At 60.4% G+C, this 18,933-nt stretch carries 13 protein-coding genes, 1 tRNA gene and 1 pseudogene; 6 read left to right on the top strand and 9 right to left on the bottom strand.

All coding sequences use genetic code 11. From position 1 onward, the window contains the following. Positions 1 to 241 precede the first annotated feature (241 nt). Positions 242 to 865: a 2-hydroxychromene-2-carboxylate isomerase gene (locus ASC80_RS14220; protein WP_056298187.1), complete on the top strand. Its 624-nt coding sequence runs from the start codon at positions 242 to 244 to the stop codon at positions 863 to 865. Positions 866 to 897: 32 nt separating this feature from the next. Next, a complete protein-coding gene (locus ASC80_RS14215) occupies positions 898 to 1,434 on the top strand; it encodes a hypothetical protein (RefSeq protein ID WP_056298184.1) in 537 nt (178 codons plus the stop codon). Positions 1,435 to 1,514: 80 nt separating this feature from the next. On the opposite strand, the gene ASC80_RS14210 is transcribed toward ASC80_RS14215, so the two are convergent. Further along, positions 1,515 to 3,146 (bottom strand): MFS transporter, encoded by a 1,632-nt coding sequence (locus ASC80_RS14210; RefSeq protein ID WP_056298181.1) that lies wholly within the window; start codon positions 3,144 to 3,146, stop codon positions 1,515 to 1,517. Positions 3,147 to 3,464: 318 nt separating this feature from the next. On the opposite strand from ASC80_RS14210, the gene ASC80_RS14205 reads away from it, so the two are divergent. Beyond that, positions 3,465 to 4,139 (top strand): response regulator transcription factor, encoded by a 675-nt coding sequence (locus ASC80_RS14205; RefSeq protein ID WP_056298986.1) that lies wholly within the window; start codon positions 3,465 to 3,467, stop codon positions 4,137 to 4,139. Between the two features lie 11 nt (positions 4,140 to 4,150). On the opposite strand, the gene ASC80_RS14200 is transcribed toward ASC80_RS14205, so the two are convergent. Then, positions 4,151 to 7,657 (bottom strand): PAS domain-containing hybrid sensor histidine kinase/response regulator, encoded by a 3,507-nt coding sequence (locus ASC80_RS14200; protein WP_056298178.1) that lies wholly within the window; start codon positions 7,655 to 7,657, stop codon positions 4,151 to 4,153. A gap of 195 nt (positions 7,658 to 7,852) precedes the next feature. Here ASC80_RS14200 and ASC80_RS14195 point away from each other — a divergent pair. Further along, positions 7,853 to 8,511 (top strand): annotated as a pseudogene (locus ASC80_RS14195) (response regulator transcription factor). Between the two features lie 31 nt (positions 8,512 to 8,542). Here ASC80_RS14195 and hemA read toward each other — a convergent pair. The 4 genes from hemA to ASC80_RS14175 form a co-directional block, all read right to left on the bottom strand. Beyond that, positions 8,543 to 9,769 carry a 5-aminolevulinate synthase gene (gene hemA, locus ASC80_RS14190; RefSeq protein ID WP_056298175.1) on the bottom strand — a complete coding sequence of 409 codons (1,227 nt, stop codon included), beginning with the start codon at positions 9,767 to 9,769 and terminating at the stop codon, positions 8,543 to 8,545. A gap of 159 nt (positions 9,770 to 9,928) precedes the next feature. After that, a complete protein-coding gene (locus ASC80_RS14185) occupies positions 9,929 to 11,008 on the bottom strand; it encodes an MBL fold metallo-hydrolase (protein ID WP_056298172.1) in 1,080 nt (359 codons plus the stop codon). A gap of 321 nt (positions 11,009 to 11,329) precedes the next feature. Then, on the bottom strand, positions 11,330 to 13,495 hold the full coding sequence (locus ASC80_RS14180; protein ID WP_082512578.1) for a methyl-accepting chemotaxis protein: 2,166 nt from the start codon (positions 13,493 to 13,495) through the stop codon (positions 11,330 to 11,332). A 349-nt stretch (positions 13,496 to 13,844) separates the two neighbouring features. Continuing rightward, positions 13,845 to 14,966: an acyltransferase family protein gene (locus ASC80_RS14175; protein WP_056298169.1), complete on the bottom strand. Its 1,122-nt coding sequence runs from the start codon at positions 14,964 to 14,966 to the stop codon at positions 13,845 to 13,847. 108 nt (positions 14,967 to 15,074) lie between these two features. Here ASC80_RS14175 and chrA point away from each other — a divergent pair, with 108 nt between their 5' ends. Further along, complete coding sequence (gene chrA / locus ASC80_RS14170; RefSeq protein ID WP_056298165.1) at positions 15,075 to 16,256, top strand: chromate efflux transporter; 1,182 nt, start codon at positions 15,075 to 15,077, stop codon at positions 16,254 to 16,256. Between the two features lie 242 nt (positions 16,257 to 16,498). Here chrA and ASC80_RS14165 read toward each other — a convergent pair whose 3' ends face one another. The 3 genes from ASC80_RS14165 to ASC80_RS14150 form a co-directional block, all read right to left on the bottom strand. Then, on the bottom strand, positions 16,499 to 16,804 hold the full coding sequence (locus ASC80_RS14165) for a hypothetical protein (protein WP_156464396.1): 306 nt from the start codon (positions 16,802 to 16,804) through the stop codon (positions 16,499 to 16,501). Positions 16,805 to 17,679: 875 nt separating this feature from the next. Further along, a tRNA-Thr gene (locus tag ASC80_RS14155) sits at positions 17,680 to 17,754 on the bottom strand. Between the two features lie 170 nt (positions 17,755 to 17,924). Beyond that, entirely contained in the window at positions 17,925 to 18,365 is a 441-nt protein-coding gene (locus ASC80_RS14150; RefSeq protein ID WP_056298157.1) for a nuclear transport factor 2-like protein, read from the bottom strand. Positions 18,366 to 18,478: 113 nt separating this feature from the next. Here ASC80_RS14150 and ASC80_RS14145 point away from each other — a divergent pair, with 113 nt between their 5' ends. Continuing rightward, positions 18,479 to 18,661, top strand: a complete 183-nt coding sequence (locus tag ASC80_RS14145; RefSeq protein ID WP_056298154.1) for a hypothetical protein — start codon at positions 18,479 to 18,481, stop codon at positions 18,659 to 18,661. The last annotated feature ends 272 nt before the right edge of the window (positions 18,662 to 18,933 follow it).

The raw sequence follows: 18,933 nt of genomic DNA, 5'->3' as shown, positions 1-18,933 counted from the left end.
GGAAAAAACGCCCCAAGCACCCCAGAAACCGCGCGGACCATACTGGTGGCATACGGTCAAGTCAAGATTCGCTGATAACCGACTATCATTTTGAAAACGCTGGGATAATTTGATAAAAACAACCCGGGCCGCGCGCGATTGCCGCACTGCAAAGCAGAGTTTTGCAGCACTCGTCTTGCAGACGCTGTTCGCGTCTGTTGGGGTGGCTTAAGTACGTGGATGATTTTGAACCGGAGGACCGATGGCGCGCCCGATCGATTACTATTTCTCATTGCAGTCGCCGTGGGCCTATATTGGCCATGGGCTGTTTCAGGACCTCGCAAGTACTTATAATCTCAAGGTAAATTATAAACCGGTCTTGCTTGTTGAGCTGTTTTCGGAAACCGGCGGTCTGCCGCTGGTCAAGCGCCATCCGGCGCGCCAACGCTATCGGATGCTCGAACTGCAGCGCTGGCGCGACAAGCGCGGCCTCAAATTCCACCTTCAGCCTGAGCACTGGCCATTCAATGGGCGACTCGCCGACGGCGTGATCATCGCGGCGCTCGAAGCCGGACAAAACCCAGAACCTTTCATCCGGCGAGCTTTCGCCGGTGTCTGGGAAGAGCAGATCAACCTGGGCGACCCCGCGGTTATTGCAAAAGTGGCCGATGACAGCGGTCTTTCCGGCGCGAAACTTGTCGAACACTCGGCATCCAACGAAATCAGCGCGGCTTACGAGCAGAACCGACAGGATGCCATCGCTGCGGGTGTGTTCGGTTCACCGGCCTGGGTGCTGGATGGCGAAGTGTTCTGGGGACAGGACCGGATCGAACTGTTGGCCGATGCGTTGAAATCGGGACGCAAGGCCTACACATCGCCGGTGTGAGGCGAGGGCCTGCGAAAGGACGAGAGGCGCGAATGGACGCGAACGCGAGTCACGGGATCGGAATCGGCGCCGGGCGTTGGCATTGGGCCACTGCGTTCGCTGCGGCAACGATGTGTGCCGGTCTGGCCGGTTCCGCCGTCGCGCAGTCCGCACCGGACACGGAGAACGGCCGCTATACGTTGTCGCCGGTGGCTGAAGGCTTCCTGCGCCTCGACACCCGTACCGGCGCGGTCTCGACCTGCACCAGCAAGGGTGGATGGGTTTGCCGCGTCGTTCCGGACGAGCGCGCCGCTCTCGATATCGAAATCGGCCGGCTTCAGAACGAGAATCTGAAACTGAAGGAGCAACTCGCGCAACGCGAGCCTCCGGTCGGCGGCAAGATCGACGCGCCGCTTGCGAAGGAAGACTCGCTGAAAAAGAGCGCGCCCGCCGACAAGGCCGAACGACCCAAGATCGAACTCGAATTGCCTGACGACCACGACAAGCTGATGGCATGGATCGAGCGCGTCTGGAGTCAGCTCATCGATATGGCGAACCGTATGCAAAAGAAGCTGTCCGAAAAAATCTGACCCGCGAAAAAAGCGGCCACGGATTGCTCCGTGGCCGTTTCGCTCGTGAGAGCCAGCCGGCATCGTTGCCGGCCGTTCTCTTATTTGGTGATGTCGACGTCCTTGGTTTCCGGCAGGAACAGGAAGCCGATCACGAGGCTCATGAGCGCGACGATGATCGGATACCACAGGCCGGAATAGATGTTTCCGGTAGCCGCGACGATGGCGAACACCGTCGCCGGCAGGAATCCGCCGAACCAGCCGTTGCCGATGTGATAGGGCAGCGACAGGCCGCTGTAGCGTATGCGGCTCGGGAACAGTTCAACCAGCCACGCTGCGATCGGCGCGTAGACCATGGTGACGTAGATCACCAGAATCCACAGCAGAAGCACCGTCATGGGGTAGTTGATGTCGTTCGGATCGGCCGCTGCCGGATAACCGTGCGACTTGATCGCGGTCGTCAGCGCCTTGGCGAAGTCCGGGCTCGACGAAGCCAGCGTCTGATCGCCGACCTTGACCGAAGCCGCGGTGCCCGCAGGCGCTGCCTGGTTCTGATAGTTCACCGAGAGATTGACGAGCGTGGATTTTGCCACGTCGCAGCCGGTGGTGAACTTTTCAGTGCCGGTTGCCTTGAACTGGAACGAGCACTGCGCAGGATCCGCAATCACCGTCACCGGCGATCGCGCCAATGCGGCTTCGAGCTTCGGGTTGGCGAAGTGGGTAATCCCCTGGAACAGCGGGAAATACGTCAGCGCCGCCAGCAAGAAGCCTGCCAGAATGATCGGCTTGCGGCCAATCTTGTCGGACAGCCATCCGAAGAAGATAAAGAACGGCGTGCCGAGGGCGAGTGCGATCACGATCATGATCCACGCGGTGACAGCCGATACCTTCAGGGTCTGGGTCAGGAAGAACAGCGCATAGAACTGTCCGCCGTACCAGACGACTGCTTCACCTGCCGTTGCACCGAACAGCGCGGCAAGGGCGATCTTTGCATTCGACCAGGTGCCGAACGCTTCGCTCAGCGGCTTCTTGGAGGTCGCACCCTCGGCCTTCATTTTTGCGAAGATCGGAGATTCGGCCAGGCTCAAGCGAATCCAGAGAGAGACGACGAGCAGGATGCCGGAGAGCAGGAACGGAATACGCCAGCCCCAGTCACCGAACGCGGCGTCACCCATCCAGGTGCGGATGCCGAGAATCAGCAGCAGCGCCATGAACAGGCCAAGCGTTGCAGTGGTTTGAATCCACGAGGTGTAATAGCCGCGCTTGTTCTTCGGCGCGTGTTCGGCGACGTAGATCGCGGCGCCGCCATACTCTCCGCCGAGTGCAAGGCCCTGGATCAGGCGCAGGCCGATCAGAACGATCGGAGCTGCGATGCCCCACGTGTCATAGCCGGGCAACAGGCCGATGAAAAACGTGCCGACACCCATCAGGCCCATGGTGATGAGGAAGGTATATTTGCGACCCACGAGGTCGCCTAAACGGCCGAAGATGAGTGCTCCGAACGGTCTAACTGCGAAGCCTGCAGCGAACGTCAGAAGTGCGAAGATGAAGCCGACGTTCGGCGGCACGGCGGAGAAGAAGTACTTCGCGAGATACGCGCCAAGTGTTCCGTAGATGTAGAAATCATACCATTCAAACACTGTGCCGAGTGACGAGGCGAAAATGACCTTCCGTTCTTCGGATGTCATGCTTCCGGTTCTGTTCGAACTCGCCGTCATGGTGGTCGTAGACATGTGAATCGCTCCCCAAAAAAATGAAATCTTCCGAATTCATCTCCCCCGCGAGCTGCTCTTGTGTCAGTTGATAACGAGAGGAGTTCGCAATAACGGTAACATTTGACCCAAATTCCACTAGGCTAGACTTTGGGATGCGGCATAGGCGGCAGGGGTGCGAGCGTGATAGGCTGCACAGACAGGCATTTGGGATGCCAGCGGCCGTTAAGGCTTCGCATCACCACCGCTTGCAACGCCGTTCACGTTCAGCGATGTATGAGCGGCATGCTGGAGTGACGCCGGTTGAAACAGGTTTCCCACGCCGATCGCATGGATCAGATGACCGCAGTGTCGACCACGCATCTTGTGATTGCTGACGATCACCCCTTATTTCGCGGGGCTTTGCGTGAGGCCGTCGCGAGTGTGGTGGCGTCTGTGAGCATCGATGAGGTTGGCTCGTTCGAAGAACTTACCGCCTTTCTGGAGCAGAACGGCGAGGTCGATCTGGTTCTGCTGGATCTCGCAATGCCTGGGATCAGCGGGTTCTCGGGTTTGATCTATCTGCGCGCCCAGTACCCTGAAATCCCGGTGGTGATCGTCTCTGCCAGCGATGACGGTGCGACGATCCGTCGCTCCATGGAGTTCGGCGCATCGGGCTTTATCCCCAAGCGGTTCGGGGTCGAGACCCTGCGCGAAGCGATCGGCAAGGTGATGAACGGGGACATCTGGATTCCGTCCGATGTCGACCTGTCGGCCACGGTCGATCCCGACATGATGAAACTGCGGGATCGTCTGGTGACGCTGACCCCGCAGCAGGTCCGGGTGCTGATGATGCTGTCGGAGGGGCTGCTCAACAAGCAGATCGCCTACGAGCTCAGCGTCTCCGAGGCGACCATCAAGGCCCACGTTTCGGCGATCCTGCAAAAGCTCGGCGTCGAAAGCCGGACCCAGGCGGTGATCGTCGCCGCCAAGATTTCCGGCGGCCAGTGGCGTCAGGGCGATACGCCCGGCTGACGCCTTCCCACTTATTCCGCCGCCGCCATCTGTTGTGCCCGCCACTGTCCGAGCAGCGCTCGCAGGGAGGCGGGTTTGACCGGCTTGTTGAGAACCACGATACGCTCGGCGCGGGCCGCCTCGCGAACATGGGGACTGCGGTCGGCCGTAATCAGGATCGCCGGAATGTCCGCGCCGAATTTCTGGCGGATGTCCCTGATGGTGGCGATACCGTTGCCGCGATCGAGATGATAGTCGACGAGCAGCCCGGTGATCGGACTTCCGGAAGCGGCGATGGCTTCCATGGCGGCAGCGGGATCAACGGTCGCGATCACATTGGCGTCCCAGCCCCTGAGAAGCGTCTTCATGCCGTCGAGGATCGCGCGGTCGTTCTCGATACAGACGACGGTGGTGCCGCTCATCGGCGTCCGGGCTGAAAGGTGGGCGCTGGCGCCGGTCAGCGTCGCGACATGGGTGACAGTCTTTGCGATCGGCATGGTGACGGAGAAGTGCGATCCGCCGCCTCGGGTCGAATCGATGGCGATGCCGTGCCCCAGTACGCGCGCGATACGTTCGACGATGGATAGTCCGAGCCCGAGGCCGCGGGCGATGCGCGCGCCTTGATCGAGCCGGTGGAATTCCTTGAAGATCTCGCCGCGCTTCAGGAATGGAATGCCGAGGCCGGTGTCGTAAATTCCGATCTTGAGGGATGTCCCGGCGCGCCGGCAGCCGACCAGCACCTTGCCCTTCGGCGTGTATTTGATGGCGTTCGAGATCAGGTTCTGCAGCAGGCGGCGCAGCAGAACGCGGTCTGACGCAACTGCGAGAGTACACGGCACGAACGTCAGATCGAGATTCTTCTCGCGCGCGATCGGCGTGAACTCGACCTCGAGCGAGCGCATCAGATCGCTCATTCTGAAATTCGAGATCGACGGTGTCATCGCCCCGGCATCAAGGCGCGAAATATCCAGCAGCGCTCCGAGAATCTCCTCAATGGCTTCGAGCGAGTCGTCGATGTTGTCGACCAGGCGCGCGTTCTCGCCGCCGCTCTGGCGCTCGACCAGGCTCGTGACGTAGAGCCGCGCGGCGTTCAGCGGCTGCAGGATGTCGTGGCTCGCCGCCGCAAGGAATCTCGTCTTGGAAATGTTCGCTTCCTCGGCGGTGATCTTGGCCAGCGCCAGTTCGCTGTTGAGGCGCGTCAGTTCCTCGGTGCGTTCGCGCACGCGCTTTTCCAGCGTCGCGTTGGCGCGCTCCAGCGCCTCGGCTGCTTCGAAGCTCGGTGTGATGTCGGAGAAAGTGACGACCAGTTCGCCGCCCGGCATGGCGTTGGGCCGCACCTCGATCACCATGTTACGGTCCGGCAGCCGCTCGAGGAACGGCTCGCCGTCGGTGGTGTAGGCGGTGAGGCGCTTCTGCAGATAGTCCTCCCGAGTTGCGTTTCCCGGTTTGCCGATGAATTCGAGGATTTCGCTGAGCGGGATGCCGATCTGCACGACATGGGCGGGCAGATCGAGGATTTCGCCGAACTGGCGGTTCGAGCAGATCAACTGCAATTCCGGGTTGAACACGGCGATGCCTTGACGGACGTGGTCGAGCGCGGTCTGGAGCATTTCGCGGTTGAAATGCAGCGCGGCATGAGCGTCGTCGAGCAGCTTCAGCGCCGCCTTGGCGGAAACCGCGCGCTTGCGCAGCAGCAGCGACATCACCAGCCGCGACGACGCGGCGCCGATCGACGAGGCGATCAGATGTTCGGCGTGGCGCAGCAACTGAAAGTCGGCAGGTGAACCTCGGTCGATATTGACTCGATTGGTCGCTGCGAACGCCTCGAACGACCGCGACGCGCGATCCGGGCCGAGATATTGCGCCACCGTGCTGAGCAAATCCTGCACCGTCACGGTGGTGCGCCAGCGCTTGAAATTCGGCGCCATAGGCGTCAATTCGCTGTGCACGAACAGGTCCGCCTGCAATCGCTCGATCGACGTCGGCTGCCGCCATAGCGACAGCACGATGTAGCTCAGCACGTTGAGCGACAGGCTCCAGAGCACGCCGTGGATCAGCGGCGGCAACTCGCTGCCGAACAGGTTCTGCGGCCGCAGCGCCGCGATCCCGAACAGCCCTTCCTTGAGCCATAAGGTGCCGAGCGGATAGACGTCGGCGAAACTCGGCAGGAACAGCGTGTAAGCCCACACCGCGAAGCCGACCAGCATGCCGCCCAGCGCGCCGCGTGCGGTTGCCCGGCGCCAGATCAGGCCGCCAAAAAAGGCGGGGGCAAGCTGCGCGATCGCCGCGAAGGACAGCAGACCGATGGCGACGAGGTGAATGTTGGCCAGCGCCTGGTAATAGAAATAAGCCATCAGCATGATGGCAAAGATTGCGGCGCGGCGAACCTTCAGGAGGAAGCCGCCGAAATCCGGCCGCGCTGTCGGGGACGACGCCCCGCGCTGCAGCACTAGTGGCACGACGATGTCGTTCGACACCATGATCGCCAGTGCCACGCATTCGACGATCACCATTGCGGTCGCCGCCGACAATCCGCCGATGAACACGATGACGCTCATGATCGGCGACCCCGCCTCGATCGGCAACGCCAGCACGAACATGTCGCTGTCGACGGCGCCGAACGGGAAGGTAATCAATCCGGCCAGCGCGATCGGGATGACGAAGATGTTGATCACGATCAGATAGAGCGGGAACAGCCACTGCGCCCGGTCGACTTCCTCTTCGCTGGAATTCTCGACGACGCTGACGTGAAACTGGCGCGGTAGCAGCAGGATGGCGAAGAACGACAGCAGCGTCATCGCGAGGAAATTGCCGATCGACGGCGAATAGTCGATGGCGCGCAACGCCTCCGGCGTTTTCATCGCACGCTCGATCAGGTCGACGGGGCCGAACATGTAGAAGGTGACGAAAATGCCGGCGGCGAGGAACGCGACCAGCTTGACGATGGACTCGGTCGCGACCGCGAGCATCAGGCCGTGCTGGTGTTCGGTCGCGTCCGACTGGCGTGTTCCGAACAGGACGGCAAACAGTGCCAGCGCCAATGTCACGAACAGGGCGATGTCGCCGGCGAACGGAATCTTGGAAACGTCCTGGTCGCTGCTCAGAATGGTTTCGAGCGACGAGGCCACGGCCTTGAGCTGAAGCGCGATATACGGCACCGATCCGATGATCGCGATCATCGCGGCGATCGCCGCAACTGCCTGGCTCTTGCCGTAACGCGAGGCGACGAAGTCAGCGATCGATGTGATATTTTGCGATTTGGCGAGTTCGATAACGCGCAGGGTCAGCGGCTTGCAGAACGCGATCATCAAGATCGGTCCGATATAGATCGCTAGGAATTCGACGTTGGTACGAGTCGCGAAGCCGACCGACCCGAAGAATGTCCACGACGTGCAGTAGATCGCCAGCGACAACGGGTAGATCATGATGCCGGCGCGGGCGCGCTGGAACTGGCTGAGGCGATCGCCATAGAAAGCGATCACGAACAGAAGTCCGATGTAGCCGAACGCGGCTGCGATCACGACCCCGTTCTGCAGCATCTGCGGTGCTCCCTCGCGAAACCGGCCGGCAAGCTCTCTTGCCCGATCATGGTCGCTCTTGTGTCATCTAAGGCGTTTTCCGGCCGGTTGGAAATTGGTTCGTGGGCCAATCGTCTCGAACCATTGGCGAATACCGCGAATCAGCATATACACGCATTAGTTGCATAAATATGTAGTTACCACTCAGAAGAAGGAATGGGCAACATGCTCCCATCCTCACCGACAGATGCGCTGGTCTTCATTGTCGATGACGATCCTTCGGTTCGCGATGCGCTCACCCTGTTGCTCCGGATCGACGGCTTCTCAACGCGGAGTTTCGAGGACGGACCGTCGTTCCTCCAGGCCGTCGGAATCGCCGCGCCGGTTTGCGTCATTCTTGATCTTCATCTGCCCGGCTGTTCGGGGCTTGCGGTACTGAAAGAACTGGCCGACCGGCGGTTTGCCCCGCCGATCATCGTGATGTCCGGTCAGTCAGACATCACCACGGCGGTTGCCGCCATCAAGAACGGTGCGCTGGATTTTCTTGAGAAGCCGTTCTCAGCGAGTGCGATGGCTGATCGGGTGCGCGAGGCGGTGGCAAACTATCGCCAGTCGATAGCCGGGCACGCGGACGGTCTGGCGGATTTTCCGGGGCGTCGGCTTCTCACTGGGCGCGAGCGGGAAGTGCTTGCGCAGATCGCGCGTGGCGCGTCGAACAAGGAGGCAGGAAGGCGCCTTGGCATCAGTCCGCGCACCGTCGAGGTTCATCGCGCCCGGATCATGGCCAAGCTCTCGGCGCCCGCAATGCTGCCGACCTGATGCGCATCGTGTTGTCGCAACACGTCGAGCGGCCGGGATTGCGCGCGGCTCTCTAGCAAAACCTCGGAAAGGAAAAGCGGGGCGGCGTTATTCCGCCGCTAGCGATTTCGCATGCAGCGGCAGGTTGAGCCGCTCCCACACCTGCAGCATCGCTTCCGCGAGCTGATCGATCAGCACGTCGTCATGGTAGGGCGACGGCGTGATGCGCAGGCGCTCGGTGCCCTTGGGGACCGTGGGATAGTTGATCGGCTGGATGTAGATGCCGTGCTCTTCGAGCAGGATATCGCAGGCTTTCTTGCACAATTCGGGATTGCCCACGAAAACCGGGACAATATGCGTGTCGCTGGACATCACCGGCAGACCTGCCGCCGTCAGGATCGCCTTCACCCGCGCGGCGCGGTCCTGCTGGCGCTCGCGCTCCCAGCCCGACGATTTGAGATGGCGGATCGCGGCGGTCGCGGCCGAGCAGATCGCCGGCGGCAATGCCGTGGTGAAAATGAATCCCGGCGCGTGCGAGCGGACAGCGTCGATGACGTTGGCCTTGCCGGCGATGTAGCCGCCGAGGCAGCCGAACGCTTTCGCCAGCGTGCCTTCGAGAATGTCGATGCGATGCATCACGCCGTCACGTTCGGCGATGCCACCGCCGCGTGGCCCGTACATGCCGACGGCGTGAACCTCGTCGACATAGGTCATCGCACCATATTTTTCGGCAAGATCGCAGATCTTCGCCAACGGCGCGATGTCGCCGTCCATCGAATAAAGGCTTTCGCAGACGATCAGCTTGGGACGATCCGGGTGCGCGCGCAGCAATTCTTCGAGATGCGCGACGTCGTTATGCCGGAACACGATGCGTTCGCAGCCGGACTGACGGATGCCTTCGATCATCGAGTTGTGGTTCAGCGCATCCGACAGGATCAGACAATTCGGAATCAGCTTCGCCAGCGTTGCGATGCCGGTCTGGTTCGAGACATAGCCCGAGGTAAAGACGAGGGCGGCTTCCTTGCCGTGGAGGTCGGCGAGCTCGCGCTCAAGCTGGATCAGCGCGTGGTTGGTGCCGGCGATATTGCGCGTGCCGCCGGCGCCGGTGCCGACGCGGGTCGCGGTTTCGACCATCGCGCCGATGACCTTCGGGTGCTGGCCCATGCCGAGGTAGTCGTTCGAGCACCAGATCGCGACGTTTCGCTCACCCTTCGGCGAATGCCAGACTGCATGAGGAAACCGGCCGGCTATGCGCTCCAGATCGGCAAACACGCGGTAGCGGCGCTCGTCATGCAGACGGTTGACGGCGATATCGAAGAACTTGTTGTAATCCATCACAAAAACCCTGGACGGGAACACGGGTCGGCTCGGGCTTCCGGCTGGTATACCGAGCGCGACACCAGCCTTTTAGAGCTTTTCCAGGTTTGATGTCGAGGCGCAAATCGTCAATACAGCCAATCCCTGAGGGGATTTGACCCAGATCAAACGGCGCAATCAGACGGCCTTGAAGCGAACCACGCCGTCGGGCTGCTCAACGGCCTCCAGACGGCCTTCCACCAGCATGTAGTTGACGTGGGCGATCAACTCGCCGGCCGCGAAGCCGGTCTGATGCGGGTCGAGAACATGCTTGTGAAACACCACCGGCACCAGCTCCGCCGAGGTTTTCGGCGCCGCGCGGCATGCATCGGCGATGAGCTGGCAACGTTCCTCGTGATGATCCGCCAGCTGTTTGATGCGCGTCTTGACGCCGAAGAACGGAACGCCGTGCCCCGGCAGCACCAGCACGTCGTCGGGCAGCATGCGCGACAGGCTCGCCAGCGACGTCAGATATTCGCCGAGCGCGTTGGCTTCGGGCTCGACCGCCCAGACGCTGACGTTAGGCGAGATCTTGCTTAAAACCTGATCGGCCGAGAAGAACAGTTTGTCGGCGGCGCAGTACAGCATCACCTGATCGAGTGCATGACCGCCGCCGGTAATCACCTTGAAGGTGCGTGTCCCGATCGAAATTTCCTGCTGGTCGGACAGCCGATGATAGAACGGCGGCAGGCTGGATACGCGCTTGAGATAATCCTGTCCGCGCCCCAGCAGCTTGTCGGTGATGGTTTCGTCCATGCCGTGACGGCGGAAGAACATCCGCTGATTCAGCACGCGATCTTCGGTGCCGCGGCTCTGGTGATAGACCGCCTGCAGATATTCGACCTGCGACATGTAGAACGAGCACTTGAAACGTTCGACCAGCCAGCCGGCGAGGCCGACGTGATCGGGATGGGCATGCGTCACGATCAGGCGGGTGATTTTCATCCCGGCGAGCGGACCCTCAAACAGCTTTGTCCATGCCGCGATGGTTGCTTCATTGCCGATGCCGGTGTCGATCAGCGTCCAGCCATCGCCATCCTTCACCAGATAGACGTTCACATGATTGAGACGGAACGGCAGGTGGAGACGAATCCACGGGACGCCGGGCGCGACCTCGATCGCCTGATCGGGCGCTGGCGGAGTCTCGATCGGATAGCGCAACTCGTCGGAGGCTGCGGTCATGGCGTCGGTTTTCACAGAAGAAGTCTTGATGTCCATCGTCTCGCAATCGCGTTTGTCCCCATCGGCTTAACGCGGCAAATCATACCGCGCCAGCCCAATCTCGCGTTTTGTGACGTGCGGCGGCATGGATGCCATGCGCGCGCCGGCAGATTTGTTTAAAATCGGGTCAGGTCTACACGCCGGTTCCGGCGAATGAAGGGGAGGCGGCCGCTCGAGGTGCCGCGCCCGGTTTCGCGTCGTCGGGTTTTGACCTGCACACGTAAAATGGTCCCTGCCCGTGAGGGCAAGGACCATGCATCGGCACTGAGTCAATCTGAAGACGCTATTCCGGCATCACGCGTCCGTGGTGATGGACGATCACGCCGCGCGAATGTTCAACAGGAAGGCGTCGATCTCGGCGCGCAACGTATCGGCTTCACGCCGCAATCCGCTGGATGCCGTCAGCACTTCGGTGGCAGCCGTGCCGACATCCGCTGACGCCTGGCTGACGCCGACGATGTTGCTCGAGACTTCGGTGGTGCCGCCCGATGCGTGCTGGATGTTGCGCGCGATCTCACGAGTAGCCGCGCCCTGTTCCTCGACCGCAGCCGCGATCGCGGTTGTCACTTCGTTGATCTCGCCGATGGTCTGGCCGATGTTGCGGATCGCACCGACCGCCGATGTGGTCACCTGCTGCATGCTGGCGATCTGCGAGCGGATTTCTTCGGTGGCCTTCGCGGTCTGATCGGCGAGGCTCTTCACTTCAGCGGCGACCACGGCGAAGCCGCGCCCGGCGTCGCCGGCGCGCGCGGCTTCAATGGTTGCGTTGAGCGCGAGCAGGTTAGTCTGCGATGCAATCTCCTGAATGAGATCGACGACGTGACTGATCCGGCTGGCGTTGTCGGCAAGGCCCTGCATCGTGACGTCGGTCTTGCCGGCGTCCGCCACCGCGGCGCTGGCGATCTGCGCCGAATTGGTCACTTGCCGGCTGATTTCGGAAATCGACGACGACAGTTGCTCGGTGCCTGACGATACGGTCTGGACGTTGACCGAGGTTTCTTCCGCCGCGGAAGCGACGGCGCTGGCGAGCGCGCTCGAACGATCCGCGCTGGTGGACATGCCCTCGGCGGTCGTCTGCATCGAGTTGGCTGAATGCATCAGACCGTCGAGCGCCGCGCGCACCTTGTCCTCGAATCCGACAATCTGCTGCTCCATGCGCGAAGTGCGCTCCGCCTTGGCGGCGCGATCCCTGTCCTGTTCGGCGCTCATGCTGCGTGAATGGATCATGCTGTCGCGAAAGATTTCCAGCGCTCGTGCCATCACGGCGATTTCGTCTTGCTGGCGGCTGCGCAGCACTTCGGCCTCAAGGTCGCCCTCGGACAGCCGCTGCATGGCGTGCTGCAGGTTGGCGATACGGCGCAGGATATTGCGCCCGACATAGAGCCAGACGAACAGCGCCGAACCGATCAGCGTCAATGCACCGAGCGCGAGCATCGCAATGCTTGCGAACGAGATTTTTTCCTGCGCGGCCGCGGTCGATGCGTTGGTTTCCTGCCGGACGTTTTCGGTCAGCTGCTTCACGCTCATGCCGAGGCCGAGGTTGAGCTTGCGCGTCTCGTCGAGGATCAGCTTGCCGAAGTCGGCAGAATCCAGCTCCTTCTGCCGAAGTTTGAAGACGCTGGTCTTGCCGTCGCCAAACGCCAGCAGGGTTTTGACGCCATCGCCGATCTGGCTGTTGCCGTTGTCGAGGCTGAGCGCCTTGATCGATCCCTCGATGCTGTCCCTGGTCACCGCAAAGGTGTGCTGCAGATCCTCGATCTTTTCCGTCGTGGTCGCGATCGCCGCGCCGTTGATATTGCTTGCGGCATAGTTCACGTCGGCCAGCAGGCTGCCGAGCGTGTCGATCACCCGCATTGCCTTGACGGCTTCGAGCTGGTCGGCATCGGGCTTGGCGAGAATCGTGTTGATGTTGCTTTTCGCGGTGTCGACGGCGGAGCCGATGATGTTGACGGCAAACGCGTGCGCCTTGCGGGCATTCTCGAACGTCGAGTTGTGCTGGGCGACGAGGTCGAGACGTTCGCGCGCCGCAGATCCAAGGCTGGTCGCGGTGTCGTCGAGACTCTTGACCGTCTCCTGCAGGGAGGCGACCACCGTTCTGTCGGCGCCGAGGTCCTTGATTTCCTGAAGCTTGGCCATCGCGGCGGCCTGCAAGCTCTTCATGTTCTTGGTGCGCTCGACCAGGGCGTCCTCGCTTTCCGAATTGAGCAGCGCCGGCCCCTGGGCGGCGAGATCGTTGCTCAGGGCGGAAAGCTGAAGGCTCGCGGCCAGGCGCGGAATGTCACGGCCGCTGAGCGTGCCCATGCTGCCGCCGAGCTGGCCGAGCAGGGCGCTGGCGCTAGCGCTGATGACGATCGCCATTGCGGCGATGACCGCGAAGGCGAGAAACAGGCTGCCGCGCACACCCAGCTTGATGCGGCCAAGGCCTTCCCGAACGCGAGCTACGCCGGCCCGGATTCGTGTTCCGATTTGAAATGGCAAAGCCATGATGTCCCCCGCCCCTTGGCGTCTTCAGCGAATTCAGCCCGGGCGCAGTATCGGGGGAGGGGGTTAATAAAATTTGGAAAATTGAATGTTTTTGATGACTTCCGCAGAGCGGAACGATCAATCATTTCAGGAGGTTGGCTGGTGCTGCCAGACAGGATTGAATTCCGCCTGACGATGCCGAACAGCCCGTGAAACAAGGACAACCTTGGCCTCAGTGTCCGCTGTGTGCCACCGATGTGGACTTTATGCATCCTGGAATTGCTGTTCGGTACCCTCAGGATGCTCAATGAGATCGAAAGAGCGGTGGTGCAAATGCTCCATCCCGTGCGGCTTCGTTCTCCGCAGCGACTCACGCCAGCGACCGTTCCGCGACAGTCGGCGGCGCGACCCGTGAAACTGAGATCGGCCATCCCAAGCGCGTCGCTTGCGCGGTCAGTGCGTTTCTAGTCCACCGCTGAGCGAAACGTTCGACAAAGCGCCAAACGACCCACGATAGAAACACAATCCCACCGATAACCGCTGCGACGGCCCAAGTGACCTCAGCGGGCTGGATAGCATTGAAAATCACATACCCTATCTGCTGGTGCAGGAGATAAAGCGGATAGGTTAATCCGCCGATTGCGGCAACGAGGTTTTCCGGCAGGGAGAATTGCCGAATACGAGTTGCAAAGAAAATGATTGTGATGGATGCGAGGCAGATAGCCACTATCACTGCGTTGTCGAATGAAACGCCCGTCGGTGAGTCAATGCGGGTCGCGCGATGAAGGCACTGGAATACGGCAGTTCCTACAGACAGGGCAAAGATAGTATAGAGTTTTGCGTTGCGCCTGCCGCGATAGAACGCGTAGATCATCAGCCCGACCGCGAAGAAGCCGCTATCGTCGGCTAAGAAGAGCCGCTCGAAGATAGAAGCATCAATGGTCAGCTCGTTTGCAAACGTAATGCCCAACCAGATCAGAACGATCAGATCAAGACGGCGCGGAAAGACCTTCGTAGCTATCAGGATCGCGACCCAAGCATAGAAGATCACTTCGACGACGAGCGACCAGTAAGCACCGTCCATGTAGGAATAGCGAAGGGCTGGAGCTGCGATGAAAAGGTTAGCGCCCCACTGGGCAAATGAAGTGTCAAAGTGCGGCGACCCCATGGTTAGCATCGCGACAAAAGTCAGCGTCATGCAGAACAAGAAGGTCGGATAGATGCGGCTGAACCGCGCGATAGCAAATCCGGTAGCAGTTCGACCCTCGGCCGAATACGCAATCACGAAGCCGCTGATCACGAAGAAGATAGGAACGCCGAGAAAGCCGTACTGTGCGAAGCTCGCTATCCAAGGGAGGGCGACCTGAGTAACCCCATGTGATGGCGGCCCCCGAAAGCCGTAGTGATAGGCGATCACTGCTGCAACAGCCACAAGGCGGAGTAAGTCAAGTAACTGAACTCTTGAAGCGGCTTGTTTGTGTTCTGCCAACATGCTCTGAACGCCCGGCTGAGACGAACAGGTATCGTTCCCTCAATGAAAAAGTGCTTACCGGCGTCGCATAATGTTGGGGTGAATGGACTGCAGTGCAGGGCTGGGTAGATGAACCGCAAAATCTCCAAGGGTAACGCCGTCGAAGTATTCCTCGCATTTCTCAAGTTGGGGCTGACATCATTCGGCGGCCCCGTCGCCCACCTGGGGTACTTCCGCTCGGAGTTTGTCGAGAGGCGTATGTGGCTGACCGATAGCAGCTATGCGGATATCGTTGCGCTTTGTCAGTTTTTGCCAGGGCCCGCGTCGAGCCAAGTCGGCATTGCTATCGGCCTATCACGCGCAGGCTATTTGGGTGCGCTCGCTGCATGGGCGGCCTTCACCTTGCCTTCCGCGGTTATGCTCATCCTGTTTGCGTATGGCCTGGCATTTGTCGGGGGCAATTCTAGCAGCGGTTGGCTGCATGGTCTTAGCGTGGCCGCGGTCGCCGTGGTCGCGGTGGCTATTTTGGGTATGGTAAGAACTCTAACGCCAGATCGGATGCGGGCATCTGTGGCCGTCGCTGCGATGGTCCTTGCGATCCTTGCGCCCTCCGCATGGGGTCAGATCGTGGGCATCTTGTTTGGGGGGATTGTGGGGTTGGTCTGTATCAAGGGTATACAGAGCAACGATCCAACGGTCTTGCCATTACCCGTCAACCGCACAGTGGGCGTGTCATCGCTCGTCGTTTTCGTAACTCTGCTTGTAGGATTGCCTTTAGCAGCCTCAATGGCGGACAACTCGCTCATTAGACTGTTCGATATTTTCTATCGTGTTGGCTCGTTGGTGTTTGGCGGAGGTCATGTCGTCCTTCCGCTTCTCAAGGCAGAAGTTGTTCCGGCGTTGGTGAACAATGACGCCTTCCTCGCGGGTTACGGCGCTGCCCAAGCGGTGCCCGGTCCTCTCTTCACCTTTGCCGCGTACTTAGGTGCGGTCATCGGCGGGTGGACGGTGGCCGTGGGTTGCTTGGTCGGCATCTTCTTGCCGTCTTTTCTGCTGGTGATTGGTGTGCTTCCGTTCTGGGATGTCCTACGCAAGAAGCCAGCGGCACAGGCGATGTTGGCTGGTGTCAACGCGGCGGTAGTTGGTCTTTTGCTCGCTGCTTTCTACGACCCGGTCTGGACAGCAGGCATCACAAATCATTTCGACTACGCTCTTGGGTTAAGTGCATTTGTACTGTTGTTTATCTGGAAGATGCCGCCGTGGCTTGTGGTAATTCTTTGCGGAGTGATCGGTCAAGTGGCTCTGCCGTGAACTGATCGGGTACACCGCTGACGGCTCAAACCTGTTCTTCCGCTGTTCGGGTGACGACGGTTGGTTATGCCGGTGATGATGCATGGTGATGCCCATTGCTGACGATGATTTGCCAAATGTAGATGGTCCACGATTGGCAGGGGGATTTCACCTCTCGTAGAATCGCAAGGCGACGGGGCTGTATCAACGGGATTGGGCGGCTTGAATGGGGTTGGCGCGGTCCTGTGGTAGCTTCTTAACATTCACCCGCAGGAATGATCGAGGAGCTGCTTCAACGCATAGCCGCCTTGTAAGACGGCTTGTGCCATGCGGCCAAGATGCCCGGTAGCCGCCGCAAGCTCACCGGAGAGCCTTCGCGCAAGGTCGAGATCGATCTGAGAGATCGCCAGAAGCGCATCGCCTCTAAAGTAGTCCAATTCCGTCCCGTCCTTTGCGATCACTTCGAGCGCAGGAAGAGCCTCTCGGTAGCCCCCATCCCCAAGAAACGCGATGGCGTAACGGCGTCGGGGCATCGAACGCTTTGGTAGCTCCGCGATGACCAGAGGCACTATCGCAGTCCCCGCTTGGCGAAGGGGAGCGGCTAGCGTGCATTCAAAACCCGGTTCGTCCTTATAAAAGGCTGCAAGTGCAGCTTCGGGGGTGCTGAACGGGTTGCGAATCAAAGCCCATGTGCTTCCAGCAAGGAACACGAGAGCGATCGTCAGTCCCGCCCACCTACTCCAGCGCACTCGTCACCATCCTCACCGTAAAGTTCGCGACACCTTGGCGCTTCTTAACCCACGGCATCTAACGGTACTATCGCTCGACGAAGCGTCAGATGATGAGGACCGAGGCGAGCGTCGTCAAGGTGAGGTGGATGTCGAGCATCAGTTCGACATGGTGCGGAACGGTGTCCGCCCCACGCCGATTGCAGCGCAATTCTTATAACCACGGTCTACGTGAGTGGATAGCGCGGAAAACTTTGCCATCGCCTCGGCCGCGCCTTGAGCGTGACCTTGGTGTGCCGCCTTGATGCTTAGGGCGTGGCCGGAAATAGCATCCAGAACGGCCTCCTTGATCCCGGCCTCTAAGCCTCGGGTCTTGAAGATGTATCGCCAAGCGTGGTTGGGCTGTCCTCGATCTTCGCGAAGTGCCTTGATCTGCCGCTCTAATGCGGCCGCCACGACGGGCACTTCGCCTTGGCAGCGCTGCGATCTGCCATCCCGAGAGATATGGCGACGTGAGTTTTGTATCAGTTCCGCTGGTCTTCGGGAGCTTGCGATGATCGCCCGCACATCGGCGGGGATCTTTCGTCGGAAGTACCAGTTATCGGAGCCGGGCCTAGGTCGGGCAGGGCATTATCAAAACCATCGTGCAACACCCCTGCATATCAGGGGCGGCGCTCTACCTATTCAGTAGGCTATTGATTTTTCAAGAGTTTGGCTGGTGCTGCCAGACAGGATTGAACTGTCGACCTCTCCATTACCAATGGAGTGCTCTACCACTGAGCTACGGCAGCGAACGCCAGACTTCTTAAGCGCAAGGTTTGAACCGCAAACGCTTTCAAAACCATAAAGGCTTGGGAGCGCCCGATACGGAATCGGCTCAAAAGCCCCGAAGGCGCGCCGATCCTTGCCATAAGGGCCGGGGCGGCGCAAGCGCTGACGCCGTCTAATTGCGGTTGGCCGGTCAGGTTCCGGAAGCCGCCTTGAATTTCGCCAGTTGGGGGCCGATCCGCGCGCCCATTTCCTCTCCTAACGCCTGCAGCGCCTTGATCGGGCGGACCATGACCTCGAATTCGGCCATTTCGCCGGCCTCATTGAATCTGATCAGGTCGATGCCCTTGAGTTGCCATTTGCCGATATTGGCGCTGAATTCGAGTCCCGCGTCGGCGGGACCAGCCGTGAATTCGCGGTGATAGCGGAAATTCTCGAAAATCTTCACCACGGTGGTCAGAACAAGCACCGTTGCTTCGCGTCCGGGAATCGGGGAGACGACGAAAGGTGAGCGGAACACGATGTTTTCGGCCAGCAAAGGCCGCAGCACTTCCACACTGCCGGTTGCGACAAAGCGATGCCAGCCGTCGAGCGTGCGGCGCGCCGGCAGCGCCAATGCGGACAGGTTGCTCATCGTTGGTCTCCCTGAAAGAGCCGATAGGCGCAGCTTACGCGCACCATATCGCAGGTGTCGTTGCCCGTGATATTCGTCCGGCTGTCGGCGATCCTCAACCGGAGACATTGACGATGAACGATGAGCGCGAACGGGCCCGTCAGGAACGGTTGCGGACAGCGCTGCGCGAAAACCTGAAGCGGCGCAAATCGCAGGCGCGGGGCCGGACCGACCAGGCGGTCGTCACGCCGGAGGACGACAAAGCGTTGCGGGACAGGGGAAACGTCGACAAGCCGATGGCGGATGAGGCGGACTGACCATTAGTAATAAGTGCCGTTCCGGCAAGCAGGGTGATGGATATTTCCCGGCCGGAACCGTAGCATGCGGCTTTCATGAAGGAGGTTGCCATGATCTTCGGAATGACCCCCATGCTTTTCATCCATGTCGCTTTGAGCCTGATCGGGATTGCCACAGGGTTCGTCGTGATGGCCGGTTTGCTCGGCTCGGAGCCCCCGCAAGGGCTGGACGGCCTGGTTTCTCATCACCACGGTTCTGACCAGCGCCACCGGATTCCTGCTGCCTGCCAAGA

The sequence above is a fragment of the Afipia sp. Root123D2 genome (assembly GCF_001425835.1).
Classification (GTDB): domain Bacteria; phylum Pseudomonadota; class Alphaproteobacteria; order Rhizobiales; family Xanthobacteraceae; genus Afipia.
Note: the sequence above shows the minus strand (reverse complement) of the source record. Positions and strands in the feature narration are given on the sequence as shown.

Bases quoted from the DNA above. Each gene is read 5' to 3' on its own strand.
- ASC80_RS14220 (WP_056298187.1), top strand. From the start codon at position 242: ATGGCGCGCCCGATCGATTACTATTTCTCATTGCAGTCGCCGTGGGCC.
- ASC80_RS14215 (WP_056298184.1), top strand. From the start codon at position 898: ATGGACGCGAACGCGAGTCACGGGATCGGAATCGGCGCCGGGCGTTGG.
- ASC80_RS14210 (WP_056298181.1), bottom strand. From the start codon at position 3,146: ATGTCTACGACCACCATGACGGCGAGTTCGAACAGAACCGGAAGCATG.
- ASC80_RS14205 (WP_056298986.1), top strand. From the start codon at position 3,465: ATGACCGCAGTGTCGACCACGCATCTTGTGATTGCTGACGATCACCCC.
- ASC80_RS14200 (WP_056298178.1), bottom strand. From the start codon at position 7,657: ATGCTGCAGAACGGGGTCGTGATCGCAGCCGCGTTCGGCTACATCGGA.
- hemA (WP_056298175.1), bottom strand. From the start codon at position 9,769: ATGGATTACAACAAGTTCTTCGATATCGCCGTCAACCGTCTGCATGAC.
- ASC80_RS14185 (WP_056298172.1), bottom strand. From the start codon at position 11,008: ATGGACATCAAGACTTCTTCTGTGAAAACCGACGCCATGACCGCAGCC.
- ASC80_RS14180 (WP_082512578.1), bottom strand. From the start codon at position 13,495: ATGGCTTTGCCATTTCAAATCGGAACACGAATCCGGGCCGGCGTAGCT.
- ASC80_RS14175 (WP_056298169.1), bottom strand. From the start codon at position 14,966: ATGTTGGCAGAACACAAACAAGCCGCTTCAAGAGTTCAGTTACTTGAC.
- chrA (WP_056298165.1), top strand. From the start codon at position 15,075: ATGAACCGCAAAATCTCCAAGGGTAACGCCGTCGAAGTATTCCTCGCA.
- ASC80_RS14150 (WP_056298157.1), bottom strand. From the start codon at position 18,365: ATGAGCAACCTGTCCGCATTGGCGCTGCCGGCGCGCCGCACGCTCGAC.
- ASC80_RS14145 (WP_056298154.1), top strand. From the start codon at position 18,479: ATGAACGATGAGCGCGAACGGGCCCGTCAGGAACGGTTGCGGACAGCG.